Annotated in this window: 26 protein-coding genes; 17 read left to right on the top strand and 9 right to left on the bottom strand. The window is 68.5% G+C overall.

Annotated features, from left to right (window positions below):
* Nucleotides 1-45: 45 nt before the first annotated feature.
* The gene (locus tag ROP_RS32825) at nucleotides 46-1,071 is read left to right on the top strand and encodes a MinD/ParA family ATP-binding protein (protein ID WP_043825838.1); all 1,026 of its coding nucleotides are present in this window, start codon (nucleotides 46-48) and stop codon (nucleotides 1,069-1,071) included.
* Here ROP_RS32825 and ROP_RS32830 read toward each other — a convergent pair.
* Nucleotides 1,068-1,670, bottom strand: coding sequence for a M23 family metallopeptidase (locus ROP_RS32830; RefSeq protein WP_015890298.1), 603 nt, complete (start codon nucleotides 1,668-1,670; stop codon nucleotides 1,068-1,070). The genes ROP_RS32825 and ROP_RS32830 overlap by 4 nt on opposite strands.
* A 241-nt stretch (nucleotides 1,671-1,911) precedes the next feature.
* Here ROP_RS32830 and rpsB point away from each other — a divergent pair, with 241 nt between their 5' ends.
* From rpsB to ROP_RS32860, 6 genes are all read left to right on the top strand, one after another.
* Complete coding sequence (rpsB, locus tag ROP_RS32835; RefSeq protein WP_015890299.1) at nucleotides 1,912-2,778, top strand: 30S ribosomal protein S2; 867 nt, start codon at nucleotides 1,912-1,914, stop codon at nucleotides 2,776-2,778.
* A 112-nt stretch (nucleotides 2,779-2,890) separates the two neighbouring features.
* On the top strand, nucleotides 2,891-3,718 hold the full coding sequence (gene tsf, locus ROP_RS32840; RefSeq protein WP_005259342.1) for a translation elongation factor Ts: 828 nt from the start codon (nucleotides 2,891-2,893) through the stop codon (nucleotides 3,716-3,718).
* 174 nt (nucleotides 3,719-3,892) lie between these two features.
* Nucleotides 3,893-4,621, top strand: coding sequence for a UMP kinase (pyrH, locus tag ROP_RS32845; RefSeq protein ID WP_015890300.1), 729 nt, complete (start codon nucleotides 3,893-3,895; stop codon nucleotides 4,619-4,621).
* A gap of 81 nt (nucleotides 4,622-4,702) precedes the next feature.
* On the top strand, nucleotides 4,703-5,260 hold the full coding sequence (gene frr, locus ROP_RS32850) for a ribosome recycling factor (protein WP_015890301.1): 558 nt from the start codon (nucleotides 4,703-4,705) through the stop codon (nucleotides 5,258-5,260).
* A 28-nt stretch (nucleotides 5,261-5,288) separates the two neighbouring features.
* Entirely contained in the window at nucleotides 5,289-6,215 is a 927-nt protein-coding gene (locus ROP_RS32855) for a phosphatidate cytidylyltransferase (protein ID WP_080512548.1), read from the top strand.
* A gap of 10 nt (nucleotides 6,216-6,225) precedes the next feature.
* Nucleotides 6,226-6,927 carry a class I SAM-dependent methyltransferase gene (locus ROP_RS32860; RefSeq protein ID WP_015890303.1) on the top strand — a complete coding sequence of 234 codons (702 nt, stop codon included), beginning with the start codon at nucleotides 6,226-6,228 and terminating at the stop codon, nucleotides 6,925-6,927.
* Nucleotides 6,928-6,936: 9 nt separating this feature from the next.
* Here the strand turns inward: ROP_RS32860 and ROP_RS32865 are convergent, their stop codons facing one another.
* Both ROP_RS32865 and ROP_RS32870 read right to left on the bottom strand, forming a co-directional pair.
* On the bottom strand, nucleotides 6,937-7,788 hold the full coding sequence (locus ROP_RS32865; protein WP_015890304.1) for an HpcH/HpaI aldolase/citrate lyase family protein: 852 nt from the start codon (nucleotides 7,786-7,788) through the stop codon (nucleotides 6,937-6,939).
* A gap of 83 nt (nucleotides 7,789-7,871) precedes the next feature.
* Nucleotides 7,872-8,285, bottom strand: coding sequence for a LapA family protein (locus ROP_RS32870; protein WP_043826927.1), 414 nt, complete (start codon nucleotides 8,283-8,285; stop codon nucleotides 7,872-7,874).
* Between the two features lie 114 nt (nucleotides 8,286-8,399).
* Between ROP_RS32870 and rlmN the strand changes: the two genes are divergently transcribed.
* Nucleotides 8,400-9,509: a 23S rRNA (adenine(2503)-C(2))-methyltransferase RlmN gene (gene rlmN, locus ROP_RS32875; RefSeq protein WP_015890306.1), complete on the top strand. Its 1,110-nt coding sequence runs from the start codon at nucleotides 8,400-8,402 to the stop codon at nucleotides 9,507-9,509.
* Between the two features lie 79 nt (nucleotides 9,510-9,588).
* Here the strand turns inward: rlmN and ROP_RS32880 are convergent, their stop codons facing one another.
* Complete coding sequence (locus ROP_RS32880) at nucleotides 9,589-9,858, bottom strand: DUF2631 domain-containing protein (protein ID WP_005259333.1); 270 nt, start codon at nucleotides 9,856-9,858, stop codon at nucleotides 9,589-9,591.
* A gap of 120 nt (nucleotides 9,859-9,978) precedes the next feature.
* Here ROP_RS32880 and dxr point away from each other — a divergent pair, with 120 nt between their 5' ends.
* From dxr to ROP_RS32920, 8 genes are all read left to right on the top strand, one after another.
* On the top strand, nucleotides 9,979-11,136 hold the full coding sequence (gene dxr / locus ROP_RS32885) for a 1-deoxy-D-xylulose-5-phosphate reductoisomerase (protein ID WP_015890307.1): 1,158 nt from the start codon (nucleotides 9,979-9,981) through the stop codon (nucleotides 11,134-11,136).
* Nucleotides 11,137-11,142: 6 nt separating this feature from the next.
* Entirely contained in the window at nucleotides 11,143-12,363 is a 1,221-nt protein-coding gene (locus ROP_RS32890; RefSeq protein WP_015890308.1) for a M50 family metallopeptidase, read from the top strand.
* Nucleotides 12,364-12,404: 41 nt separating this feature from the next.
* Nucleotides 12,405-13,562: a flavodoxin-dependent (E)-4-hydroxy-3-methylbut-2-enyl-diphosphate synthase gene (gene ispG / locus ROP_RS32895; RefSeq protein ID WP_015890309.1), complete on the top strand. Its 1,158-nt coding sequence runs from the start codon at nucleotides 12,405-12,407 to the stop codon at nucleotides 13,560-13,562.
* A 94-nt stretch (nucleotides 13,563-13,656) separates the two neighbouring features.
* Complete coding sequence (locus ROP_RS32900; RefSeq protein WP_015890310.1) at nucleotides 13,657-14,493, top strand: GNAT family N-acetyltransferase; 837 nt, start codon at nucleotides 13,657-13,659, stop codon at nucleotides 14,491-14,493.
* 53 nt (nucleotides 14,494-14,546) lie between these two features.
* Nucleotides 14,547-16,361: a penicillin-binding transpeptidase domain-containing protein gene (locus ROP_RS32905; RefSeq protein WP_015890311.1), complete on the top strand. Its 1,815-nt coding sequence runs from the start codon at nucleotides 14,547-14,549 to the stop codon at nucleotides 16,359-16,361.
* 157 nt (nucleotides 16,362-16,518) lie between these two features.
* Complete coding sequence (locus ROP_RS32910) at nucleotides 16,519-16,824, top strand: hypothetical protein (RefSeq protein ID WP_015890312.1); 306 nt, start codon at nucleotides 16,519-16,521, stop codon at nucleotides 16,822-16,824.
* Between the two features lies 1 nt (nucleotide 16,825).
* A complete protein-coding gene (locus ROP_RS32915; RefSeq protein ID WP_015890313.1) occupies nucleotides 16,826-17,308 on the top strand; it encodes a GyrI-like domain-containing protein in 483 nt (160 codons plus the stop codon).
* Nucleotides 17,305-17,733, top strand: a complete 429-nt coding sequence (locus tag ROP_RS32920; protein WP_015890314.1) for a hypothetical protein — start codon at nucleotides 17,305-17,307, stop codon at nucleotides 17,731-17,733. The genes ROP_RS32915 and ROP_RS32920 overlap by 4 nt, the downstream gene beginning before the upstream one ends.
* Nucleotides 17,734-17,749: 16 nt before the next feature.
* Here ROP_RS32920 and ROP_RS32925 read toward each other — a convergent pair whose 3' ends face one another.
* Nucleotides 17,750-19,171 carry an APC family permease gene (locus ROP_RS32925; protein ID WP_015890315.1) on the bottom strand — a complete coding sequence of 474 codons (1,422 nt, stop codon included), beginning with the start codon at nucleotides 19,169-19,171 and terminating at the stop codon, nucleotides 17,750-17,752.
* 54 nt (nucleotides 19,172-19,225) lie between these two features.
* Nucleotides 19,226-20,089 (bottom strand): helix-turn-helix transcriptional regulator, encoded by an 864-nt coding sequence (locus tag ROP_RS32930; protein WP_015890316.1) that lies wholly within the window; start codon nucleotides 20,087-20,089, stop codon nucleotides 19,226-19,228.
* A gap of 116 nt (nucleotides 20,090-20,205) precedes the next feature.
* Between ROP_RS32930 and ROP_RS32935 the strand changes: the two genes are divergently transcribed.
* Nucleotides 20,206-21,825 (top strand): AMP-binding protein, encoded by a 1,620-nt coding sequence (locus ROP_RS32935; RefSeq protein WP_015890317.1) that lies wholly within the window; start codon nucleotides 20,206-20,208, stop codon nucleotides 21,823-21,825.
* A gap of 62 nt (nucleotides 21,826-21,887) precedes the next feature.
* On the opposite strand, the gene ROP_RS32940 is transcribed toward ROP_RS32935, so the two are convergent.
* The 3 genes from ROP_RS32940 to ROP_RS32950 are packed head-to-tail and all read right to left on the bottom strand — an operon-like array spanning nucleotide 21,888 to nucleotide 24,719.
* Nucleotides 21,888-22,673, bottom strand: a complete 786-nt coding sequence (locus tag ROP_RS32940; protein ID WP_015890318.1) for an ABC transporter permease — start codon at nucleotides 22,671-22,673, stop codon at nucleotides 21,888-21,890.
* Entirely contained in the window at nucleotides 22,648-23,553 is a 906-nt protein-coding gene (locus ROP_RS32945; RefSeq protein WP_015890319.1) for a 2-aminoethylphosphonate ABC transporter permease subunit, read from the bottom strand. Before ROP_RS32945 ends, ROP_RS32940 begins: the two co-directional genes overlap by 26 nt.
* The gene (locus ROP_RS32950; RefSeq protein WP_015890320.1) at nucleotides 23,550-24,719 is read right to left on the bottom strand and encodes an ABC transporter ATP-binding protein; all 1,170 of its coding nucleotides are present in this window, start codon (nucleotides 24,717-24,719) and stop codon (nucleotides 23,550-23,552) included. The genes ROP_RS32945 and ROP_RS32950 overlap by 4 nt, the downstream gene beginning before the upstream one ends.
* Between the last annotated feature and the right edge of the window lies 1 nt (nucleotide 24,720).

Genomic DNA, 24,720 nt, shown 5'->3' on the forward strand with positions numbered 1-24,720 from the left:
ACTCGACCGCAGCCGTCCTGGCTGAACGACGGTGGCGGCGCCCCGGTGGGCGAAGCCGCAGCGGATCCGTGGGTGCAGCAGTCGTGGGACGATCCCGCTCCCGCACCGAGTCAGCATCAGGTCACCAATCAGGATCTGGTGGCGGATGCGCTCCTGAAGCGGGCGCGCCAGGCGCCGAGCCGGGGTTGGCGGCGCGGACTGCACCGGCTCACCGGGGGAACGGTGAATCCGGGGGAGTCGTCGGGGGAGGCTCGTGACGCGGCGCTCCTCGACCGGATCCGGCAGCCGATCCAGGGGGACTATCGCATCGCGTTCCTGTCCTTGAAGGGCGGTGTCGGGAAGACGACGACCACGATCGGGCTCGGATCGACGTTCGCGTCGCTGCGCGGCGACTGCGTGGTCGCCGTCGACGCCAACCCCGACTTCGGGACGCTCGCGCAACGGGTGCCCCTGCAGACACATTCGACCGTCCGCGACCTTATAGCGGCGGAACCGGACATCCGGCGCTACTCGGACGTCCGAGCTCACACGTCGCAGGCGCCGAGCCGCCTCGAGGTGCTCGCGAGCGAGCAGGACCCGGCGATCTCCGAGGCGTTCAGCGAGGACGACTACCGGCGGGTCATCGACATCCTGCAGGTGTACTACAACATCATCCTCACCGACTGCGGCACGGGCATCATGCATTCGGCGATGAACGGCGTTCTGCAACTGGCCAATTCCCTGGTGCTGGTGAGTTCGCCGGCCATCGACGGCGCCCGCAGTGCCGCCGCCACGCTGGACTGGCTGCAGCACCACGGGTACGGGCACCTCGTGTCCCGCACCGTCGTCGTGATCAGCGCCGCCCGGCCCGGCTCGAGCATGATCGACATGACGGAACTGACCAATCACTTTCTAGCCCGGTGCCGTGCGGTGAAGGTGGTGCCGTTCGACGAGCACCTCGCCGAGGGCTCGGTCGTGGATCTGGACCTGCTGCGTCCCGCGACGCGCAAAGCGTTCGTCGAACTCGCCGCGATGGTCGCGGACGACTTCCCGGAGTCGGCGGGCAGACACGCTGTCGCCGAGTGGCGCTAGCCGCCGACAGGTTCGAGCCGTACCGGCGCCACCCGGACCAGTCCGAGCGGGTCGAGGTAGTCACGGTCGCGGCGCAGACCCCAGTGCAGGCACGCGGCGACGGGGGTGATGCAGCCAGGATGACCGGGTTCGAGGGTGCCGAGGACGGTGCCGCGGCCGACACGCAGTCCGGGGGCGACCCGGGCGGTCACCGGTTCGTACGTGGTGCGCAGACCGCCCGGGTGGTCGACGGAGACGACGGGCTTGCCCGCGACCGTGCCTGCGAACACCACCACACCAGCCCCCGCGGACAGCACCGCCTCGTCGGGCACGCCACCAAGATCCACGCCGCGATGGCCGGGAAGCCAGTCGTGCTCGGGATTGTCGAACGCCCGCACCACCCGCGGCCGCGGGTGCAGGGGCCAGTCGAAGTCGCCGGTCGGCGCGGCGTCGGCGGGCGGTGTGAGGAGGGTGGCCGCGGCCAGCACGGTGGCGGCCGTGGCTGTCGCCGCGAGCGCCCGCAGCGTCGTTCCGAACCTCGTCATGGTCCGACGATCCCGCACGTTCGGGACGCCGAGGGCAGCCGGGAAGAATCTGTGGATCGAGAGCGCTTTGTCCACAGATTTCGCGAAACCCTTGCACGGTCGGCCGTGGTGTGACGGGGCGGTTAGGGCGGAGGGCGTGGAGGCCGTACACTGATCGAGCGGTCTGTGTTCGCACAGTCCGACTTCGCGCGTCCGCGCAGTGTACGGATCGTCGGCTGGTCTCGCATTTCGATGTGAGTCCGACGGTTCACGGGCGCCAGGGCGGAACGTCACCGACGTTCGGCATCAACCGGCAATGAAAGAGAGATACACAGCCATGGCTGTCGTAACAATGAAGCAGCTGCTGGACAGCGGCACGCACTTCGGCCACCAGACCCGTCGCTGGAACCCGAAGATGAAGCGGTTCATCTTCACCGACCGCAACGGCATCTACATCATCGACCTGCAGCAGACGCTGACGTACATCGACAAGGCGTACGAATTCGTCAAGGAGACCGTTGCCCACGGCGGCACCGTCCTCTTCGTCGGCACCAAGAAGCAGGCCCAGGAGTCCATCGCGGCCGAGGCCACTCGCGTCGGGATGCCCTACGTCAACCAGCGTTGGCTCGGCGGCATGCTCACCAACTTCACCACCGTCCACAAGCGTCTTCTCCGCCTCAAGGAGCTCGAGGCGATGGAGCAGACCGGTGGTTTCGAGGGTCGCACCAAGAAGGAAATCCTCATGCTCACGCGTGAGATGACCAAGCTGGACCGCACCCTCGGTGGTATCCGCGACATGGCCAAGGTTCCCTCCGCGGTGTGGGTCGTCGACACCAACAAGGAGCACCTGGCGGTTGCCGAGGCCCGCAAGCTGAACATCCCGGTCATCGCGATCCTGGACACCAACTGCGACCCCGACCTCGTCGACTACCCGATCCCGGGCAACGACGACGCCATCCGCAGCGCCGCCCTGCTCACCAAGGTCGTCGCTTCCGCGGTGGCCGAGGGCGTGCAGGCCCGTGCCGGACTGAGCTCCGACAAGGACGCGAAGCCCGAGGCCGGCGCCGGTGAACCCCTCGCCGAGTGGGAGCAGGAACTGCTCTCGCAGGCAGCGCCCGCAGCAGAGGCCGCTCCCGCAGCTGAGGCACAGGCGGCTCCGGCTGCCGAGGCCCCCGCAGCAGAGGCTCCCTCCACCGAGGCCTGATCCGATGCACACGGCCCTGACCAAGAGATCTTTGGTCAGGGCCGTTTCACGGTCTGCCCCGAGTACTACCCTGACTTACGTCCCAACAGACATATGAGGAGGCTCGCTCACCATGGCGAACTACACCGCCGCTGACGTCAAGCGGCTCCGCGAGCTCACCGGCTCCGGAATGATGGCCTGCAAGAACGCTCTCGCTGAGGCCGAGGGTGACTTCGACAAGGCTGTCGAGCAGCTGCGCATCAAGGGCGCCAAGGACGTGGGCAAGCGTGCCGAGCGCACCACGGCCGAGGGCCTGGTCGTTTCGAAGGACGGCGTCCTGCTCGAGCTCGACTGCGAGACGGACTTCGTCGCGAAGAACGAGGACTTCCTGAAGCTCGCCGAGTCGATCGTCACGGTCGCCGCGGCAGCGAAGCCCGCCGACGTCGACGCCCTCAAGGCGCTCGAACTCGACGGCAAGACGGTCGACACCGTCATCCAGGAGCAGTCCGCGAAGATCGGCGAGAAGCTCGTCCTGAGCAAGATCGCCTCCTTCGACGGGCCGGTCGCGGTCTACCTGCACAAGCGCAGCGCCGACCTGCCGCCCGCCGTCGGCGTGCTCGTCGAGTACACCGGTGAGGGTGACGCTGCCGCGGAGGCCGCTCGCGGCGCCGCCATGCAGGTCGCGGCGCTCAAGGCCAAGTACGTCACGCGCGACGAGGTTCCCGAGGACATCGTCGCCAACGAGCGTCACATCGCCGAGGAGACCGCGCGCGCCGAGGGCAAGCCGGAGCAGGCTCTGCCGAAGATCATCGAAGGCCGCGTCAACGGCTACTTCAAGGACGTCGTGCTGACCGAGCAGTCCTCGGTGCAGGACTCCAAGAAGTCCGTCAAGGCGATCCTCGACGAGGCCGGCGTGACCATCAAGCGCTTCGTGCGCTTCGAGGTCGGTGCTTCGAGCTAGTCGTGTGAACCGTATGGCCCCGTCGGACGAGTGCGCTCGCCCGGCGGGGCCTACGTATACCGCCACCGTCCTGATGAGGCAGGATGAGGATGGCCGTCTGAATGGGCCGAGGAGACGCGTGGGTGCGCTCGGCCGCTGTCGAAATCGACGAGTGCTGTGGAACTGAGGAGAGCAATGTCCGAACCAGCCAACGAACGTACGGGATTCCATCGGGTCCTTCTCAAACTCGGCGGAGAAATGTTCGGTGGTGGCAAGGTCGGTCTCGACCCCGACGTGGTGACCAAGGTTGCCGAGCAGATCGCCGAGGTCGTGCGCTCCGGGGTGCAGGTGGCGGTGGTCATCGGTGGCGGCAACTTCTTCCGTGGTGCGGAACTACAGCAGCGAGGATTGGACCGCGCGCGTTCCGACTACATGGGCATGCTCGGCACTGTCATGAATTGCCTTGCTCTGCAGGACTTCCTGGAGAAAGAGGGCATCGACAGCCGCGTGCAGACGGCGATCACCATGGGCCAGGTGGCGGAACCGTACATTCCGCTGCGCGCCCAGCGTCACCTCGAGAAGGGACGCGTCGTGATCTTCGGCGCCGGCATGGGCATGCCGTACTTCTCCACCGACACGACCGCGGCGCAGCGCGCCCTCGAGATCGGCGCCGAGGTGGTGCTGATGGCCAAGGCCGTCGACGGTGTGTTCACCGCGGACCCGAACCTCGACCCGAACGCGACGATGTACACGCAGATCACGCACCGCGAGGTCATCGAACAGGAGCTGAAGGTGGCCGACGCAACGGCCTTCAGCCTGTGTATGGACAACCAGATGCCGATCATGGTGTTCAATCTGCTGACCGAGGGGAATATCGCTCGGGCGGTGTCCGGTGAGAAGATCGGAACGCTCGTCAAGTCATGACGCGCGTGCCACGCTCGACACAGTGTTTTCTCGAAACAGAGGCAGTGACGAATCGATGCAGAACGACATGGAGGAACAGCCGTGATTGATGAAGCTCTCTTCGAAGCCGAGGAGAAGATGGAGAAGGCTGTCACGGTGGCCAAGGACGATCTCGGATCGATCCGCACGGGCCGCGCGAATCCTGGCATGTTCAACCGCATCGGAATCGACTACTACGGCGCGTTCACCCCGATCACGCAGCTCGCCAGCATCAACGTGCCGGAAGCGCGACTCGTCGTCGTCAAGCCGTACGAGGCCTCACAGCTGAATGCCATCGAGACGGCGATCCGGAACTCCGACCTGGGCGTGAACCCGTCCAACGACGGAAACCTGATCCGCATCTCCGTTCCCCAGCTCACCGAGGAACGCCGCCGCGAACTGGTGAAGCAGGCGAAGTCGAAGGGCGAGGACGCGAAGGTGTCGGTGCGCAACGTGCGCCGCAAGGCGATGGACGAGCTGTCCCGGATCCAGAAGGACGGCGAGGCCGGCGAGGACGAGGTGGGGCGGGCCGAGAAGGAACTCGACAAGACGACCGCCCGGTACGTCGCGCAGGTCGACGAACTGGTGAAGCACAAGGAAGCCGAGTTACTGGAAGTTTAGTCACGAGACGAGGAGTGGATCGGGGACAGTGACCGTGCCAGCAGAACACGGGACCTCAGGGGGACCCATCTCCGAGGGCGACCCCTCGGGACCGGTCTCCGAGGGGAAGCCCACGCCGGAACCGGCCACGGCCGCGAAGTCCAAGGCCGGGCGTAACCTCCCCGCAGCGATCGGCGTCGGCGTCGGACTCGGCGTCGCGCTCATCCTGATCCTCGTCTACGTGCCCCTCGTGTGGATCGGGGTGGTCGCGGTCGCGATGGCCGTCGCCACGTGGGAGGTCACGAAGCGGCTGCGCGAAGCCGGCATCAGCGCCCCCCGGATCCCGCTGATCGCCGGGGGCCAGGCGATCCTGTGGCTGGGGTGGCCGTTCGGCCCGGTCGGAGTGCTCAGCGCCTTCGCGGGCACGGTACTGGTCTGCATGGTCTGGCGCCTGTTCGACCACGGGTTGAAGGCGACGCCGCAGAACTTCCTCCGGGACACGGCGGTCACCGTGTTCGTGGCGTCCTGGATTCCGCTGCTGGCGTCGTTCGCCGTGCTGATGGTGCTGCAGGACGACGGCGCCGGGCGGGTGCTGTGCCTGATGATCGGCGTGGTCTGCTCCGACGTCGGTGGTTACGCGGCGGGGGTGCTGTTCGGCAAGCATCCGATGGTGCCGGCGATCAGCCCCAAGAAGTCGTGGGAGGGGTTCTTCGGCTCGCTGCTGTTCTGCGTGATCGGCAGCCTGCTGACGGTCACGCTGATCCTCGACGAGAACTCGATGATCGGTGTTCTCCTCGGCGTCGTGCTGGTGGTCACCGCCACGCTCGGCGATCTCATCGAATCCCAGGTCAAGCGCGAGCTGCGCATCAAGGACATGGGCACCCTGCTGCCCGGGCACGGCGGGATCATGGACCGTCTCGATTCCCTGCTGCCGTCGGCGTTCGTGACGTGGCTGGTGCTCACGGTCCTCGTGTGACCGCGCTGCCGTGACCATTCCCAGCCCGAACATCTGGCACTGGCCGGAGTGGTACGAGGTGGAGAATCGTGCCCAGGACGTGGACGGGGCGATCTTCCGGCACCTGCGCGCGGCCGTGGACTGGACGGCCGGCACCGTCGCCGACGTGGGCTGCGGCTCCGGTTTCCATCTCCCGGTCTTCGCGGAGTCCGCGGCGACGGTCTACGGCGTCGAACCGCATCCGCCGCTCCTGGAACGGGCCCGCACCCGGGTGGGGCATCTGCCGAACGTCCGCGTCCTCGACGGTTCCGCGGAGGACATACCCCTCGGCGACGCGACCGTCGACGTCGTGCACGCGCGGACCGCGTACTTCTTCGGTCCGGGCTGCGGCCGCGGGATCCGCGAGGCGATGCGGGTGCTGCGCCCGGGCGGCGCGCTGGTGGTGGTCGATCTCGACGCGACGGCCCACCCCTACGGTGAGTGGATGCGTACCGACCTGCCGCAATACCACCCGGCGACCGTGGAGGAGTTCTTCGCGGCCCAGGGGTTCGACCTGGCCCGCGTGGAGACCCGATGGCGCTTCCCGTACCGGGAGGCGCTGCGCGCAGTCCTCGGCATCGAGTTCACCACAAGGACGGCATCGGCGGCGTTCGCTCAGACCCCCGGCGTGGCTCTCGACGTGCGCTACCGAGTGCACGTCCGCCGAAAGCCCGCCGGGCTGGAGTTGCTCTGACCGGTGTCGCTACCGCGGCGCGATGTGGAAGAGCTTCGCGAGCGCGTTTATCTTCTTGGCCTTCGCCAACTTCGGGAGGTCGCTGCCGTCCCGTACCCGGGAACCGTCCTCGCCGAGGTCCGCGATCACGTCGCGCGCCCATTCGGCCTCGGCCGGGGACGGGCTCAGCGCGTCGTTGACCGGCGCCGTCTGCGCGATGGTCATGCACAGCTTGCCGCTCATCCCCATCGACAGGGTGAGCGCCGACGCGCGGACCAGGGCGTCGACATCGGTGCCGAGGGTGGGGCCGTCGATCGGCGGTGCGATCCGGGCAGCGCGGCTGGCGACGGTCAGCCGGGAGCGGGGATACGCCATCGCCAGCGGTGAGTCGTCCATGCCGGTGTCGCGACGGAAGTCGCCGCTGCCGAATGCCAGGCGGAACGTGGCCTCCGTCCGGGCGATCTCGGGTGCGGCCTCGAGACCCATCGCGGATTCGACGAGCGCGAGCACCTTCGTGCCCTCCGGGAGTCGCTCGGCCGTCGCGTCGACCTGCATGCCGCTCTCGGTCTTGGCGAGCATGACGCCCTCGAGACCCGGAACACCGTTCAGGGCCGCCAGGTCGTCCGCCCAGTAGGGGGTGGTGGCGTCGTTGATGCGCACCCACGCGCGCCGGTTCTCGCCGAGCCAGGCGACGACGTCGGCCCGGGCCCGGGGTTTGCGGTCGGGAGTGACGGCGTCCTCGAGGTCGAGGATCACCGCGTCGGCGGCGCTGGTGTGGGCCGCCTCGAAACCCTCGGGTTTGCCGGCGGGAACCAGCAGCCAGGATCGTGCTTGTTCAGCCGCGATGCGCGGTGCCACAGTCGTCTCCATGTCGGCCTTCACAGTCGTGCCGTTCCGGTGATATCCACGACAGTAATTCTGCTCGCAGGGCGTCGTCGTAATCCACTTGCGTAACTATTGTTCAGTTAGAAATTACTGTTCAGACGCCGCTGCCGGTTCGCCGCCCGCCGGATCTGGATGATGCGGACACCGCCCGCGAGGGCCATGATCACCGCACCCGCGATCGCCGCGAACAGCAGTGTGACGCCCAGCGGGAGCGTGAACTCCCAGGCGAACAGTTCGAGGGTCACGCTGTCGAGGTTCTGCAGGATGAACACGAGAAGCAGTACCAGAACGACGATTCCGATGACCAGGCCGGTCCAGGTGGCACCCACCCGCGTGTGCTTGATCCCCTTGCGGCGGGCGACGTCGGGATGCTCGGTGCCGGTCGGCGGCGTGTCGGGGTGTGCCGGGTCCGTGGGCGCCGGCCCGGTGCCGGGACCACGACCGGCCGGGACGTCCGGTGGGAAGTTCGAAGGGTCGTCCGGTGTTTTCGACATGAGTTGATCTTCACCCACCTGGGCGGGTTCCGCATGCGCATCGGGCGGCGAAACCACGTCGATCAGGCATCCGCACGACAACGAACCCCGAATCAATGGGACAATGGAGAAATTATGGCTGTCTCGCTTCCCCTCGTTTTCACCGCGCCCCGGCGTGGGATGCCTCCCAAGCATCTCGCGGACCTCGACTCCACCGAGCGGCGGGAGGCCGTCAAGGAGCTGGGTCTGCCCGGGTTCCGGGCCGACCAGCTGGCCCGGCAGTACTACGCGCGGCTCGAGGCGGATCCGGAGAAGATGACCGATCTTCCCGCCGCGGTGCGCGAGCAGGTGGGTGCGGCGCTGTTCCCGACACTGCTCACCGCCGTCAAGCACCTGGCGTGCGACGGCGGCGACACTCGCAAGACGCTCTGGAAGGCGAACGACGGGACGCTGCTCGAAAGTGTCCTCATGCGCTACCCGGACCGCGCGACGCTGTGCATCTCCAGCCAGGCCGGGTGTGGAATGGCGTGCCCGTTCTGCGCGACCGGGCAGGGCGGGCTGCAACGCAACCTGTCGACCGCCGAGATCGTCGATCAGGTGCGTGCCGCCGCGGCCGCCCTGCGCGACGGAGACGTCCACGGTGGTCCGGGCCGGTTGTCGAACGTCGTGTTCATGGGCATGGGGGAGCCGCTCGCCAACTACAAGCGCGTGGTCGCCGCCGTCCGCCGCATCACCTCGCCAGCCCCCGACGGCCTCGGGTTGTCGCAACGCTCGGTGACGGTGTCGACGGTGGGGTTGGCGCCCGCCATCCGCAAGCTCGCGGACGAGGATCTCAGCGTGACGCTGGCCGTGTCCCTGCACACCCCGGACGACGAACTGCGCGACACCCTGGTTCCCGTGAACAACCGCTGGTCGGTGGCGGAGGTCCTCGACGCCGCCCGCTACTACGCGGACAAGTCCGGCCGCCGGGTCTCCATCGAGTACGCCCTGATCCGGGACGTGAACGATCAGCCGTGGCGCGCCGACATGCTGGGAAAGAAGCTGCGCAAGGCGCTCGGACCGCTGGTGCACGTGAACCTGATCCCGCTGAACCCCACACCGGGCAGTGAGTGGGACGCGAGCCCGAAGCCGGTGGAGAAGGAATTCGTCCGGCGCGTGCTGGCGCAGGGCGTGTCCTGCACGGTTCGTGACACCCGCGGCCAGGAGATCGCCGCCGCCTGCGGGCAGCTCGCCGCCGAGAACTGAGCGTTCGCCGCGCAGGCCGATACGACGAAACCCCTCGTCCCCGGGTGATCGGGGCGAGGGGTTTGTTCGTGGTCCGGTGTTACCGGGGCTTGCGCCGCAGCACGATGTCGCGCACGAGGATGAGGACCATCAGGGCCGCGCAGCCGATCAGCCACAGGTCCTCGACCAGGCCGGTGTGGTTGCCGATGATCATGAGCAGCAGGAACACGGCGAAGAACCATCCGAAGAATCGGAACGTCTTCGGAGCCTCACCGCTCCAGCCCCACGCCGCCGACGGGACCTCCGCGGTGTCGATGTGTGCGGCCACGATGGGGTCGCTGGACGAGGGCTCCAACTGGGTACCGGCCACGATCGATCCTCCTGCAGATTCGGTTGCGCTACTCGACATATCGTGACATACGACTGTCCGTCGTACGTAGCGGGGCCATCCGTGGCGGGCGGTCCGCATTTCATCAGGAACAATGGGTGGGTGGATGAAACCAGGCCCACTCGCGTCCTGCTGCTCGGCAGCACCGGTTCGATCGGCACCCAGGCGTTGGAGGTGGTGGCCGCCAACCCGGACAAGTTCACGGTGGTGGGGCTCGCGGCCGGTGGCGGAAACGTCGAACTGCTCGGCCGGCAGCTTCACGAGACGGGTGTGTCGTCCGTCGCGGTCGCGGATCCGCAGGCCGCGGCGTCATTGGATCTGCCGGGGGTGCTGAGCGGACCCGGCGCCGTCACCGAACTCGTGCGGACCACGGAAGCGGACGTCGTGCTCAACGCACTGGTCGGTTCGCTGGGCCTCGAGCCGACGCTGGCCGCGCTCGAGTCCGGTGCGCGGCTCGCGCTGGCCAACAAGGAGTCGCTCGTCGCCGGCGGGCCGCTCGTGACGGCGGCCGCGGCGCCGGGACAGATCGTGCCGGTCGACTCCGAGCACTCGGCGCTGGCGCAGTGCCTGCGCGGCGGCGGTGCGGACGAAGTGGACCGTCTGGTTCTCACCGCCTCGGGCGGGCCGTTCCGCGGCTGGACGGCCGACCGGCTGGAATCGGTGACACCCGAGCAGGCCGGGGCCCACCCCACGTGGTCGATGGGGCCGATGAACACCCTGAACTCGGCGACCCTCGTCAACAAGGGGCTCGAGCTGATCGAGACCCACCTGCTGTTCGGTGTCGACTACGACCGGATCGACGTCACCGTCCACCCGCAGTCCATCGTGCACTCGATGGTCACGTTCACCGACGGCTCGACGCTCGCGCAGGCCAGCCCACCCGACATGAAGCTCCCGATCGCGCTGGCCCTCGGCTGGCCGCACCGGGTCGCGGGCGCCGCCGCGGCCTGCGACTTCACCACCGCCTCCACCTGGGAGTTCGAACCACTCGACTCGCAGGTTTTCCCCGCCGTCGACCTCGCGCGCGAGGCAGGCAAGGGTGGGGGATGCCTCACAGCGGTCTACAACGCTGCGAACGAGGTCGCCGCTCAGGCATTCTTGGACGGAATCATCCGGTTCCCGCGCATCGTCCGCACCGTCGCCTCCGTGCTGTCCGAGGCGGACGAGTGGTCGGCGCCACCGGCTACCGTGGAAGACGTACTGGCCGCCGACGGCTGGGCACGTGAGCGAGCACGCCAGCTCGTGAAGCAGGAAGGCTAGAACTGCATGGTGTTCGCAGTGGGCGTTGTTCTCTTCGCCCTCGGGATCGCGTTGTCGATCGCACTTCACGAAGCGGGGCACATGTGGGTGGCGCAGGCCACCGGCATGAAGGTCCGCCGGTACTTCATCGGCTTCGGACCCAAGATCTTCTCCTTCCGCCGCGGTGAGACCGAGTACGGACTCAAGGCGCTCCCGCTCGGCGGGTTCTGCGACATCGCCGGGATGACGGCGCTGGACGAGCTCGCGCCGGACGAAGAGGACCGGGCCATGTACAAGAAGCCGACCTGGAAGCGCCTCGCGGTGATGTCCGGCGGCATCGGCATGAACTTCGTCCTCGGCCTCGTGCTGGTGTACGTCCTCGCCGTCGGTTGGGGGCTGCCCGATCTGAACCGGTCTCCCGACGCGGTCGTCGGATCGGTCGGGTGCGCGGCGCCGACACAGGGTCCCGGCCCCGACTTCGCCCTGTCCGAGTGCACCGGACCGGGCCCCGCCGAACAGGCGGGCATCAGGACCGGCGACGTCATCACCGCGGTCGACGGCACGGACACCCCGACGTTCGCCGACGTGGCCGCCGCGACCCGCTCGCTGTCCGGTCCGGTCGACTTCACGATCGAGCGGGACGGCGAGGAACAGACGATCGTCGTCCCGGTCCAGCAGGTGCAGCGCTGGGTCCAGGAGAAGGGGGAGACCGAACCGCACGAGGCCACTGTCGGTGCGATCGGCATCGGCGCGACCCCGAGCGTCGTCGAACACTCGGCCCTCTCCGCGGTTCCCGCGTCGTTCGAGTTCACCGGCGACATGTTCGCGATGACCGCCGAGCGGATGGTGCAGATGCCGAGCAAGGCCGTCGACCTGTGGCATGCGGTGACCGGCGGCGAACGCGACCCGGAGACCCCGATCTCCGTGTACGGCGCGAGCGTCATCGGCGGTCAGATCGCCGAACAGGGAATCTGGGAAGCGTTCGTGCTGCTGCTGGCGAGCCTGAACTTCTTCCTCGGGATGTTCAACCTCCTGCCGCTGCTGCCCCTCGACGGCGGGCACATGGCGGTCACCGTCTACGAGCGGGTCCGGGACTGGTTCCGCAGCAGGCGCGGGCTTCCGCGCGGCGGACCCGTCGACTACATGAAGCTCCTGCCCGTCACCTATGTGGTGATCGTCATAGGTGGCGCATACATGCTCCTCACGCTGACCGCCGACATCGTCAACCCGATCAAGCTCTTCCAGTGATGGCTAAACTCGGACCCGAAGCTACGAAAGAAGGCACCCACGTGACCAGCCCTGTCGGATTGGGAATGCCCGAAGGCCCGGCCGCCGTTCTCGCACCTCGCCGCAAGACTCGCCAGCTCCAGGTCGGATCTGTCGGTGTCGGCAGCGACTTCCCGGTCTCCGTGCAGTCGATGTGCACCACCAAGACGCACGACGTCAACGCCACGCTGCAGCAGATCGCCGAACTCACGGCATCCGGTTGCGACATCGTTCGCGTCGCCTGCCCACGGCAGGAGGACGCCGACGCGCTCGCGACCATCGCGAAGAAGAGCCAGATCCCGGTCATCGCCGACATCCACTTCCAGCCGCGGTACATCTTCGCGGCCATCGAGGCCGGCTGCTCGGCCGTCCGCGTGAACCCCGGCAACATCAAGGAGTTCGACGGACGCGTCAAGGAGGTCGCGAAGGCGGCAGGCGACGCAGGCATCCCGATCCGCATCGGCGTCAACGCCGGATCCCTCGACCCACGGCTGATGCAGAAGTACGGCAAGGCCACGCCGGAGGCGCTCGTCGAGTCCGCGCTGTGGGAGGCGGGCCTGTTCGAGGAACACGGATTCGGCGACATCAAGATCTCGGTGAAGCACAACGACCCGGTGATCATGGTCGAGGCCTATCGGCAGCTGGCGGCGCAGTGCGACTACCCGCTGCACCTGGGCGTGACCGAGGCCGGTCCCGCGTTCCAGGGCACGATCAAGTCGGCGGTGGCGTTCGGCGCGCTGCTGGCCGAGGGCATCGGCGACACCATCCGGGTGTCGCTGTCCGCCCCGCCCGCGGAGGAGATCAAGGTCGGCACGCAGATCCTGCAGTCGCTGAACCTGCGGCCCCGGAAGCTCGAGATCGTGTCCTGCCCGTCGTGCGGGCGCGCCCAGGTCGACGTGTACACCCTCGCCGACGAGGTCACCGCCGGACTCGAGGGCATGGAGATCCCGCTGCGCGTGGCGGTCATGGGTTGCGTCGTCAACGGCCCCGGTGAGGCCCGCGAGGCCGATCTGGGTGTCGCGTCCGGCAACGGCAAGGGGCAGATCTTCGTCAAGGGCAAGGTCATCAAGACGGTGCCGGAGGCGCAGATCGTCGAAACGTTGATCGAGGAAGCGATGCGGATCGCCGAGGAGATGGAGGGCGATTCGACCACCGGATCTCCCGTCGTGACGGTCAGCTGACCCGGCGCCCGCGGTGGCCGACGAAACGTCTCCCGTTTCCGGCGAGTTCGTGGCAATCTGGTGGGCAGGTCCACTAGCTGACAAGGTTGGGTAGATGCTCAAGCTCCTCGGTGCCAAACAGTTGAGCAGTCGGGACGCCGCACACGTGCTCCGCGTTCTCGACGCCGATCCTGTCGCCGCCTGCATGGTTGCCGCTCGCGTAGAAGAGGGCGGTATCGATCCCCGGATGATCCACGGCGAGTTGTGGAGTCGGGGCGGGCCGCTCGAATCGTTGTGCTTCTCCGGTGCGAATTTCGTGCCGCTGCGCGGCAGCATCGACGACATGCGGGCGTTCGCCGACCGCGCCTGTCGCACGCCGCGCATGTGCTCGTCGCTGGTCGGGCGGGCCGAATTGACGCTGCCGCTGTGGGAGATGCTCGAGCTGGATTGGGGGCCGGCCCGCGAGGTCCGGCCCGATCAGCCGCTGCTGGCGCTCGCGAGTACCCCGCAGTGCCGCCCGGATCCCCTGGTCCGGCAGGTGCGGATGCACGAACTCGAGCAGTACCTGCCCGCCGCGGTCGCGATGTTCATCGAGGAGGTCGGCATCGACCCCCGCGCCAACGACGGCGGTCGAGGGTACCGGCGCCGCGTCGCCAATCTCATCGCCGCCGGCCGGGCGTGGGCGAGATTCGAGGACGATCAGGTGGTGTTCAAGGCCGAGGTCGGTTCGGTGTCCGCGCGGGTCGGGCAGATCCAGGGCGTCTGGGTGCACCCGATGTACCGCGGACACGGGTTCGGCGCGGCGGGCACCGCGACGGTCGCGGAGGCCGTCATCGCGGAGGGCCGCATCGCCAGTCTCTACGTCAACAGCTTCAACACGGTGGCCCGCAGCGCGTACGCACGCATCGGCTTCCGGCAGGTCGCGACGTTCGCCACAATTCTCCTGGACTGACGCGCTGGCCGCCTACCGTGTCGGCGGCGTCCGCCGACATAGCATGGGCGGCGATGAACCTGCGGCCACACTCTCGCTCCCGCGTCGTCCAGTCGATCGCCCTCTGCGGCGCCGCTGCGCTGACGGTGGGTCTCGCCGCGTGCACGCCTAGACCGGACGGTCCGGAACCGGCGGCGCAGGCGTTTCTGACGGCGTTCGCCGAGCAGGATTCGGAGCAGGCCGCCGACCTGTCGGATCGCCCGGACGCCGCGCGTCAGGCCCTCGAGTCCGCGTGGACGTCGCTGCAGGCCGAGTCGCTCGACGCCCGGACGACGGACGTCGACGTCAGCGGTGACACGGCCACCGTCGGGTACACCTACGAATGGCATCTGCCGAAGAACCGGGTCTGGACGTACTCGGGTGAACTGCAGATGGGTCGGCGCGGCGGCGACTGGGCCGTGCGGTGGAGTTCCACCAACGTCCATCCCCGGCTCGGGGACCGGCAGACGATGTCACTGCGGTCCACCGCGGCCCCTCGGGCGCGGGTGAACGAGCATTCCGGTTCGGACGTCCTCGTCCCCGGCGTGGTGTACCGGGTGAAGTTCGATGCGGCGCAGTCGGGCAACGTGATCGGCAGCGCCCAGTCCCTCGCGTCGGCGCTCGTCACGTTCGACAACACGCTCACCGCGCAGTCGATCGCCGAATCGGCGACGGCGGTCAAGGGCGACTACCTCGTCACCCGGTTGCGGTCGGACGACTACGAACAGGTCGCCGGTGTGCTCGGCGCCATTCCCGGGGTGAGCGTGTCCGACGAGGCGGACCTCGTGGCCACCGACCGGAATTTCGCTCCGGATCTGGTCGGTCAGGTGAAGAAGACCGTGATCGACGAGGTCGACGGCAAGGCCGGCTGGAGCGTGGTCACGGTCAACCAGAACGGTGTGGACACGGATGTGCTCACCGAGACCGCGCCGCAGACGTCCCCGTCATTCTCGATCAGCCTGGACCGTCCCATCCAGATCGCCGCGCAGAACGCCGTCAACGCCCGCACCGACCAGACGATGATGGTCGTCATCCAGCCGTCGACCGGCGACGTGCTGGCCGTCGCGCAGAACAAGGCGGCGGACAAGGACGGACCGGTTGCGCTCACCGGCCTGTATCCGCCCGGTTCGACGTTCAAGATCATCACCGCCGGCGCCGCGATCTCCTCGGGCATCGCGACACCCGACACGATGGTGCCGTGTCCCGGGCGCATCGACATCGGTGAACGCAGCGTCCCGAACTACAACGAATTCGCGCTCGGCACGGTGCCCATGGCGACGGCGTTCGCCCGTTCCTGCAACACCTCGTTCGCGAAACTCGCCAGCGAGATGCAGCCCGACGCACTGACCGTCGCCGCCTCGCAGTACGGAATCGGGCCCGACTACGAAGTGGTCGGCCTGCCCACCGACTCGGGTTCGGTGCCGCCCGCCGACGACCTGGTGCAGCGGACCGAGGACGGGTTCGGGCAGGGCAAGGTGGTGGTCAGTCCGTTCGGAATGGCGTTGGCCGCGGCGACCATCGCACACGGCACGACGCCCGTGCCGCGGTTGATCGCGGGACGGGAGACCAAGATCGACGGGGAGCATCCGCCGATCAGCCCGGAGATGGTCGACGGGCTGCGCGGAATGATGCGCCTCGTCGTGACGAGCGGTACCGCCGAGCGGATCGAAGATCAGGGCGAGGTGTACGGCAAGACCGGTGAGGCCGAGGTCGAGGGCGGCTCGCACGCCTGGTTCGTCGGATACCGCGGCGACCTGGCATTCGCGACATTGGTGGTGCGGGGCGGCAGTTCCGACAACGCCGTCGCCGTCACCCGCGACATGTTCGCCGCCCTGCCCGAGGGGTACTGACCCGGCCGCTGTCCACCGATCGGGGGACGCGGAATTCATCCTGTTCGGGGGCTGATCGGCGGACAGACTTCGCCGTCGGTGCCGTCCATAGTTGGTTGCAGACGGAAGAACCCGCACAGCGGGGATCGAAAAGCCAACGCGGACAGGAAGTCGGACCATGACCATCAGTGCAGAAGTGAATCGTGTGGAGACGGCGAACCGTACCCGGCGGGTGTTGTTCGTCGGGCGCCCGGGCGCCGGCACCGAGCTGACGCGGTGGGTTGCGTTGCGGCAGTGGGCTTCCGACCGTGGAATCGAATCGATCACCGAATGTGAGGGTGACGTCGTCTGCGCGATCGCGACCGAGGACGTTCTGGACGGACTCTGTTCGCCATCCGATGCGATGGCGATGCAGCTGGCGCGGGCTCGAGGGGTGCCCTGCGTCGGCGTTCGCGACGCGCACGTGCTCGAGGACGCGATCTGACATGTCATTCGAGATCATCGAGCGCGGCGAAACCCTGGTGGCCGGGCTGCCCGTGCGCAGCCCCCAGCGGGCCTTGGGAAAGCTGAGCGACCCTCGTCTCGACCGCGCCTGGACGAGGGTGCTCCACCACGAGGTCGGGGGACCGCTCGCCTCCACCTACATCGACTTCGCGCCCGACGTCGAGTCGTATTACACCCAGATCGTCGGGTACGAGTGCGCGACGGTGGACGACGCCACCCGGGGTCACGTCATTTCGCGGATCCCGCCCGGCACCTACGCGAAGTTCACCTCGCGGGGCATGTTCCCGGACGTGATGCTGCGGCTGTGGGCGCAGGTCAGCGAGGCGGAGTCGAACGGCGACATCGAGCGGACGTACACCGGCGACCTCGAGGCGTATCCACACGCCTACGCCGTCGACCTGTACATCCCGATCCATGTGGACGAGGCCGTCCGACCGTCGAGTGCAACAGGTGAGAAGCAATGATCGAAATCGTCAAGAGGCAGGCCGAATCGTTTGTGGGCCTGACCATCCCCGAAGGGAGACCCGGACGTCCCGGGCCGGGCCGGGAACTCGTCGACTACACGGTGGAGCGGATCAGGGATCGGGGGATCTCCGAGGTCTTCGTCGTCTACGCGGCATCCCCACCGCCGCGCACGTTCACGGTCGTCGTCGGATACCCGTGCGATTCCACCGACAAGATGGACCCCGGTGACGTCCTGATCAGCGTACGGTCCGGCTACTTCGCTCGGTTCTGTTGCGAGGACGAATCGAAACCGGACGCGCTGGCCGAGACGTGGAGCGTCGCCGACTACGCGTCGGCCCGCGGCCGGATCGAACGCGCGTTCACCGAGGATCTGGAGGTGCACCACCCGGACGGGTCGGTCGAACTGTTCCTCTCGCTCCACTGAGCGGCGGACGGTCGGGTCACTCGTGCTCGGCGAGTTTCTCGGGGTCGATCTCGGGCCCGCCCTTGCCCATCCGCTTGTTCACGACGACGGTCCCGGCCCACAGAACGACACCGATTCCGAGAAGGATGCCCGCGATCTGGTACTGCACGGCGGGCCGGTCGGCGAAGGGAGTGACGAGGAAGCCGCACGTGAGGGCGCCGACGATCGGCAGGATGGTCGGCACCCGGAAATGCTGGTGCTCCACCGGTTGCTTGCGCAGGACGAGCACGGTGATGTTGACGATGGTGAACACGCCCAGCAGCAGCAGCGCCGTGGTGCCGCCCAGTTCGGGGACCTCACCGACGAAGGTGATGAGGCCGAACGCGAGGAGCGTCGTGAAGACGATCGCCACGTACGGGGTGCGCCTGGTGGAGTGCACGCGGCCGAGCGGGGGCGGCAGGACGCCCTCCCGGCTCATGCCGTACAGCAGCCGGCTCGCCATCAGCATGTTGATCAGCGCCGTGTTGGCGACGGCGAACATGGTGATGAACGCGAAGATGCCGATCGGGAAGCCGGGCGCCCCGGCCTGAACGACCTTCAGCAGCGGAGTGTCGCCCTCGCCGAGTTCGCTCACCGGTACCAGCGCGATCGCGGTGATCGACACGAACACGTAGATGCAGCCCGTGATGACGAGACCGGTCAGCAGGACCTTCGGGAAGATGCGGCTCGGTTCCTTGCATTCCTCGGCCATGTTGACCGAGTCCTCGAACCCGACCATCGCGAAGAACGCGAGGGCGGTTCCCGCGACGACCGCGCCGAGCGCGGATCGGTCGCCGGTGTCGAACGTGGTGACCCGGGAGAAGTCGCCGTCGCCGACGCCGAGGGCCCACAGCCCGATCATGATGATGATGAGGAGGCCGGACAGTTCGACGCAGGTGAGCACGACGTTCGTCTTGACGCTCTCGCTGACCCCGCGGAAGTTGACGAGACCCACGAGCGTCATGAACCCGAGACCGAGCAGGGTGATGCCGATCCCGGTGGAGAAGTCGAGGTGGAACGCCTCGACGAAGTTCGCTGCGAACGCCCGCGACGCCGTCGACGCGGATGTGATTCCCGAGCACATCACGGCGAACGCGACCATGTAGGTGAGGAAGTGCACCCCGAACGCCTTGTGCGTGTACAGCGCGGCGCCCGCGGCCTTCGGGTACTTCGTGACCAACTCCAGGTAACTGAAGGCGGTGATGATCGCGACGAGGAACGCCACCAGGAACGGCAGCCACACCGCGCCCCCGACCTGGTTGGCCACCTTGCCGGTGAGGGCGTAGATGCCGGTGCCGAGGATGTCGCCGACGATGAACAACAGGAGCAGCCCCGGGCCCATGACCCGCTTGAGGCTCGGTTGTTCGGGCGAATTCGAACCGGGTGCGTTCGAATTCGTGGCGTCCGCTGTCGATCCCATGACCCACCGCCTTTCGCTACCGCCTGCGGCCCTCGTTCGAGGAGACCGTGTTCGCTAGGGGAGCAGCCCGAGCCTGCGGGCGGTGACCACCGCCTCGTGCCGCGACCGGGCGTCGAGCTTGCTCATGGCGCTGCGCAGGTAGCTCTTCACCGTCTCGGGCCCGACGGAGAGTCGCTGTGCCGCTTCCCCGTTGGTGCATCCCAGCGCCACGTGGGACAGGACGTCGATCTCACGCGGGGTGAGGCGGACGCCGGGGTCCTCGTCGGCGACGGCGTCCGGCCGCAGGATCCCGGCCAGGCGCTGGGACAGCCCGCGGAGGCGGGCCTGCAGCGAGGTGTCGGTGACGGTCTGCGCGACACTCCGCAACTCCGCGTGGATGTCACGGAGTTCCTCGGTGGTGGCACCGCCTGCGCCGTTGCCCTCGAGCGTCGCCATCATCTCCAGGCGGCGATCGACCTCGTCCCGGATGGCGATCTCGGTACCGAGGCGTCGCGACGCCGCGACGACGATGTCCGCGGTGCGGTCGCCGATCGGCGCGCAATCGCGGATGGCGGCGTACAGCACCGCGCGCGAGCTGCCCCGCACCATGACGGGCACCGCCAGGATGGACCGCAGCCCCTCGCTGAGGACGGGCCGGTCGAAGTGGTGCGTGATGGTCGAGGCTCTGCCGTAGTCGTTGACCGCCGCGGGTGTGCGCTGGGCGACGACGCGACCGCCCAGTCCGGAACGCGGAGGGATGGCGAGCCCCTTGAGGTTGTTCGTTCGGGTGCCGACGAACTCGCTGAGGTGGAGGGTGTCGCCCTGCACCTCGCCGGCGAACAGGACCGGCGCGACGCCGTGAGCTGCGATGCTGCGCAGCTCACCACGCAGTGCGTCCCCGTCCCGAGGGCGCAGCAGCGACGGTGCACGAGCAACCAAGTCGTCACCCCTTTCCGGGGGTAGTCACAGCAGTCTGTGAGCTAGATCATAACCGTAGTGAAGTCGGGTGACGGCCCGACCTCTTTACCTGGCCATGAGAACACGAGGAGTACCGCATGACCACCGATCCCGCCGCACGCGTGCGTGAGCTGCTGGACCAGTACGACACGCCGACGGCGTCCGCCGCGGAACTGCTGTGTGATCGTCACCCCGCCGACGACGTGGCATTCACCGTCGTCGAATCCGACCTGTCGTCGGCGGACCTCACCTACGGCCACCTGCGCGAGCAGTCGGCGCGATTCGCCGCCGCACTCGCGGACCTGGGGGTGGAGCCGGGCGACCATGTCGCGACGCTGATGGGCAAGTCCGCGGAACTGGTCGTCGCGCTGCTGGGGATCTGGCGCCGGGGCGCCGTCCACGTCCCCCTGTTCACCGCGTTCGCGCCGCCGGCGATCGCGTTCCGGCTCGGTGCCAGCGGTGCGAAGGTCGTCGTCTCCGACGCGAATCAGGTCGACAAGCTGGCCCCCGGGGAGGACATTCCGGTGGACGCGCCGTGGCAGGTCGTCGTCGTGGGCGGCGGCTCCGGCGCTCTCGATTTTGCGACGCTCGTGGACGCGCACGACGCGACCGATACGAAGGGCGCCGCCGTCACGGTCGGCGGCGAGGGTCCCCTCGTCCAGCTGTTCACCAGCGGCACCACCGGGACACCGAAGGGCGTTCCGGTGCCCCTGCGGGCGCTCGCGTCGTTCCACGCCTACCAGGAGTTCGGCCTCGACGTCCGCAAGGACGACGTGTTCTGGAACGCCGCCGACCCCGGCTGGGCGTACGGCCTCTACTACGCGCTGCTCGGGCCGCTCGCCGCGGGCACCCGCAGCATTCTGCTGCACGCCGGGTTCTCCGCACCCCTCACCTGGCAGGTCATGGAGCGATTCGGCGTCACCAACTTCGCCGCCGCCCCCACCGTCTACCGCAGCCTGCGCGCCGACCCCACCCCGATCCCCGAAACCGTGACGCTGCGGCGCGCGTCGTCGGCGGGTGAACCCCTCACCCCCGACGTGATCTCGTGGGCCGAGGCCAACCTGAACGTGTTCGTCCGCGACCACTACGGGCAGACCGAGCACGGCATGTTCATCGCCAACGCCTGGGCCGACGGGCTGCGGGACGAGGTGCGCGAGGGGTCCATGGGCAAGCCGCTGCCGGGGTGGGCGTGCGCCGTCCTCGAGGACGATTCCGACGCGCTCGCCCCGCCGCGCACCCCGGGACGGGTCGCCATCGACACCCGGAACAGTCCGCTGATGTGGTTCACCGGCTACGTCGACGCACCCGAGAAGACCGCGCAGCGGTTCACCGCCGACGGTCGCTGGTACCTCACCGGCGACGCAGGCCAGACCGACGAGGACGGCTTCTACTTCTTCTCCGCCCGCGACGACGACGTGATCATCATGGCCGGCTACCGGATCGGGCCGTTCGACGTCGAGAGCGTGCTCGTCATGCACGACTCCGTCGTCGAGGCGGCAGTCGTCGGCATGCCCGACCAGTTGCGCGGTGAGGTGCTCGAGGCGTTCGTCGTCCTGCGCGACGGCATCGACGGGACGGGCGAACTCGAGGTCGAACTGCAGACGCTGGTGAAGAAGAAGTTCGCCGCGCACGCCTACCCGCGCACGGTGCACTTCGTCCCGAGCCTGCCGAAGACCCCCAGCGGCAAGGTGCAGCGGTACCTGCTCCGCCAGCAGTAGGCGGCTCCGCCGCCCGTGCGCCTTTCTGGTTGCTCCCACAACCAGAAAGGCGCACGGGTGCGTCAGCGCCTGCGGAGGCGGCCGACGACCAGCAGCGCGAGCAGGGTGACCGCCAGCAGGAGGGTGGTGTCGGCCGCGGCGAGGAACACCCGGCCGCGGTCGGTGAGGCCGAAGATGCTCACCGGCAACGTCTTCCAGGTCGCCGGGTACACCATCACGGTGGCGCCCAGTTCGCCCATGGACAGTGCGATCGACAGACCCGCCGCGGCGCCGAGGGCCGGGAGCAGCAGCGGCAGCGTGATCCGGAACAACACCCGGGCAGGCCCCGCGCCGAGCGATTCGGCGGCCTGCCGGTACGCCGGATCGAGCCGGTCCAGCGCGGCCGAGACGGCGCTGAACGTGAACGCCAGCACGAGGATGGTGTGCGCCAGGATCACGATCCACTTGGTCCCGCCGAGCAGCAGCGGCCGCGAGTTGAACGCGATCAGCAGGCCGAGACCGATCGCGACGGACGGGATCGCGATCGGCAGGTGGAAGACGGCGTCGGTGACGCGGCGCAACCACGCCGGCGCCTCCCGCGCCGCAAGTGCCGCCCACGTCCCGACCGCGAGTGCCAGTGCACCCGCGATGAACGCCGTCTGCAGGCTGACGGTGAGGCTGGCGAGATTCTCGTCGGACAGTGCCGCCGCGAAATTCTGCCCGCCGAGGTCCGAGGGCAGTGGGCCCGTCCAGGATCCGGCGAGACCGGCGGCAACCACGGTGGCGATCGGCGCCGCGAAGACGACGGTCACCACGAGACCGAACAGGCTCAGGGCCAGCGCCCTAGATCTTCTCGTCCACAGCAGCACGGCTGCCTCCCGTCAGTGTCGCGAACAGAGTTCGGTACGTGCAGTGCAGGGCCAGCGACAACGCCACCTGGACCGTGGCGATCACGGCCGCGCCCGGCAGGTCGAACGTGACGATGCCGCGCGTGTAGATCAGAACGGGCAGCGTCACCACGTCCTTGGCGCCCGTGAACAGGACGATGCCGAACTCGTTGAGCGTGAGCAGCAGCACCAGCGACCCACCCGCCAGCAGCGCGGGCCAGGCCTCCGGCATCACGACGGTCCGCAGCACCCGCAGCGGCGACGCCCCGAGGCTGGCGGCGACGTCGAGTTGTTCCCGGGGGATCTGGGTGAACGCGGCCAGCAGGGGGCGGACGACGAACGGGGTGAAGAACGTGATCTCGGCGGCGATCACCCCCAGTGGGGTGCCGACGAAGTTCAGCGGCCCGTCGCCGTCGCCGGTGATCCGCGCGATCAGCGCGTTGACCGCCCCGGCAGTGCCGTAGAGGAAGGTGAACGCGAGGGTGATCAGGAAGGACGGCAGCGACAGCACGGCGTCGATCAGCCGTCCCACGACCTTCGATCCCGTGAACGGGACGAACGCCAGCACCAGCGCGAGGAACGTGCCGAGGGCCAGGCAGCCGAGAGTCGAGAGTGCGGCGATCTGCACCGTCCGCCACAGGGCCGTGCGGAACAGTTCCGAGCCGAGCACGTCGGACCAGGTGTCCAGGCCGGAACCGGTGTCGGAGCCGAGGGACTCGGTGAGCACCCGAGCCATCGGGTAGACGGCGAATCCGAGGACGAGCAGCAAGGGTGGGAGCGTCCAGGCGACGGCGCGCCACCGGACCGGTTCCGGCCGGGGAGACGTCGCCGCCGCGGGCGGGCGTTCGAGTGTCGCGGTCATGCCGCCGGCACCAGGACGCTGCCGTCGGAGGGGAATTGCACGCCGACGACGGCGCCGGGGGTGCGCTGGTCGTGGCCGGCGACGTCCGCGTCCACCTGCACTCCCTCGAGTTCGTCGACGGACAGGGTGATCCGCGTGGTCGACCCCCGCCACACCGTCGAGACGATTCGCGCCGAGAACGAACCCTTGACGCCGGGCGCGGTCAGCGTGACCGCGTGCGGGCGGACGCACAGGAACGCGGGCAGGTCCGACTCCCACTCGACGTGTCCGATGTCGGGTTGCGGGGCCGTCGCGGTGACGGGGGTGCCGCCGATCGACACGAGCGCCGACGTTCCGATCACCCGGGTGACGGTGCACGGCAACAGGTTGGCGCCGCCGAGGAATTCCGCGGTGAAACTGCTGGGTGGCCGCTTCCACAGGTTCTCGGCGGTGTCGACGTCCGCGAGCCGGGAGTTCCGCATGACGGCGATCCGGTCGGCCAGGGCGAGCGCCTCGCCCTGGTCGTGGGTGACGTAGAGCATCGCCGTGTCGGGCAGGGCCGCCCGCAGCCGGGTGAGCTCACCGAGCATGCTCTCGCGCAACTGCGCGTCGAGGGCGGCGAGTGGTTCGTCGAGCAGCAGGACCGCGGGCCGGATCGCCAGCGCCCGGGCGATCGCGATCCGCTGCTGCTGCCCGCCGGACAGTTCGCGGGGCAGGCGCGAACCGTAGGCGGTCATGCCGACCATCTCGAGGGCCTCGATCACCCGCGCGCCGATCTCCGCCCGCGGTACCCGCCGGGCCCGGAGCCCGAACGCCACGTTGTCGGAAACCCGCATGTGCGGAAACAGCGCGTAGGACTGCACGACGACGCCGATTCCCCGTTTCGCGGGCGGAAGGCCGGTGACGTCGCGTGATCCGAGCCGCACCGAACCCGAAGTGGGACGGACGAATCCGGCAAGCGCCTTCAGCGCGGTCGACTTTCCGGAGCCGCTCGGTCCCAGGAGGGCGACGGTCTCACCGCGGGCGACGCGGAGGTTGAAGTCGACGAGGGCGTGCGTGACGCCTCTGCCGCGTCCGTAGGTGACGGTGACCCGGTCGAACGTGATGGCGGGCGCCGAGTAGTCGGTGGCGCCGCGGACTGCGACGGTGTGCGGCTGGTGCGTCCGCCCTGTTGGAATTCCCGACACG

Origin of the sequence: Rhodococcus opacus B4 (assembly GCF_000010805.1) — a bacterium.
In the GTDB taxonomy this organism is placed as follows: Bacteria; Actinomycetota; Actinomycetes; order Mycobacteriales; family Mycobacteriaceae; genus Rhodococcus_F; species Rhodococcus_F opacus_C.

Excerpts from the sequence above, each read along its gene's own strand:
- ROP_RS32870 (WP_043826927.1), bottom strand. The coding sequence starts at position 8,285 with ATGTCGAAAACACCGGACGACCCTTCGAACTTCCCACCGGACGTCCCG.
- ROP_RS32905 (WP_015890311.1), top strand. The coding sequence starts at position 14,547 with ATGAACCTGCGGCCACACTCTCGCTCCCGCGTCGTCCAGTCGATCGCC.
- ROP_RS32935 (WP_015890317.1), top strand. The coding sequence starts at position 20,206 with ATGACCACCGATCCCGCCGCACGCGTGCGTGAGCTGCTGGACCAGTAC.
- ROP_RS32920 (WP_015890314.1), top strand. The coding sequence starts at position 17,305 with ATGATCGAAATCGTCAAGAGGCAGGCCGAATCGTTTGTGGGCCTGACC.
- ROP_RS32945 (WP_015890319.1), bottom strand. The coding sequence starts at position 23,553 with ATGACCGCGACACTCGAACGCCCGCCCGCGGCGGCGACGTCTCCCCGG.
- pyrH (WP_015890300.1), top strand. The coding sequence starts at position 3,893 with ATGTCCGAACCAGCCAACGAACGTACGGGATTCCATCGGGTCCTTCTC.
- rpsB (WP_015890299.1), top strand. The coding sequence starts at position 1,912 with ATGGCTGTCGTAACAATGAAGCAGCTGCTGGACAGCGGCACGCACTTC.
- tsf (WP_005259342.1), top strand. The coding sequence starts at position 2,891 with ATGGCGAACTACACCGCCGCTGACGTCAAGCGGCTCCGCGAGCTCACC.
- ROP_RS32900 (WP_015890310.1), top strand. The coding sequence starts at position 13,657 with ATGCTCAAGCTCCTCGGTGCCAAACAGTTGAGCAGTCGGGACGCCGCA.
- ROP_RS32890 (WP_015890308.1), top strand. The coding sequence starts at position 11,143 with ATGGTGTTCGCAGTGGGCGTTGTTCTCTTCGCCCTCGGGATCGCGTTG.
- ROP_RS32925 (WP_015890315.1), bottom strand. The coding sequence starts at position 19,171 with ATGGGATCGACAGCGGACGCCACGAATTCGAACGCACCCGGTTCGAAT.
- ROP_RS32915 (WP_015890313.1), top strand. The coding sequence starts at position 16,826 with ATGTCATTCGAGATCATCGAGCGCGGCGAAACCCTGGTGGCCGGGCTG.
- rlmN (WP_015890306.1), top strand. The coding sequence starts at position 8,400 with ATGGCTGTCTCGCTTCCCCTCGTTTTCACCGCGCCCCGGCGTGGGATG.
- ROP_RS32910 (WP_015890312.1), top strand. The coding sequence starts at position 16,519 with ATGACCATCAGTGCAGAAGTGAATCGTGTGGAGACGGCGAACCGTACC.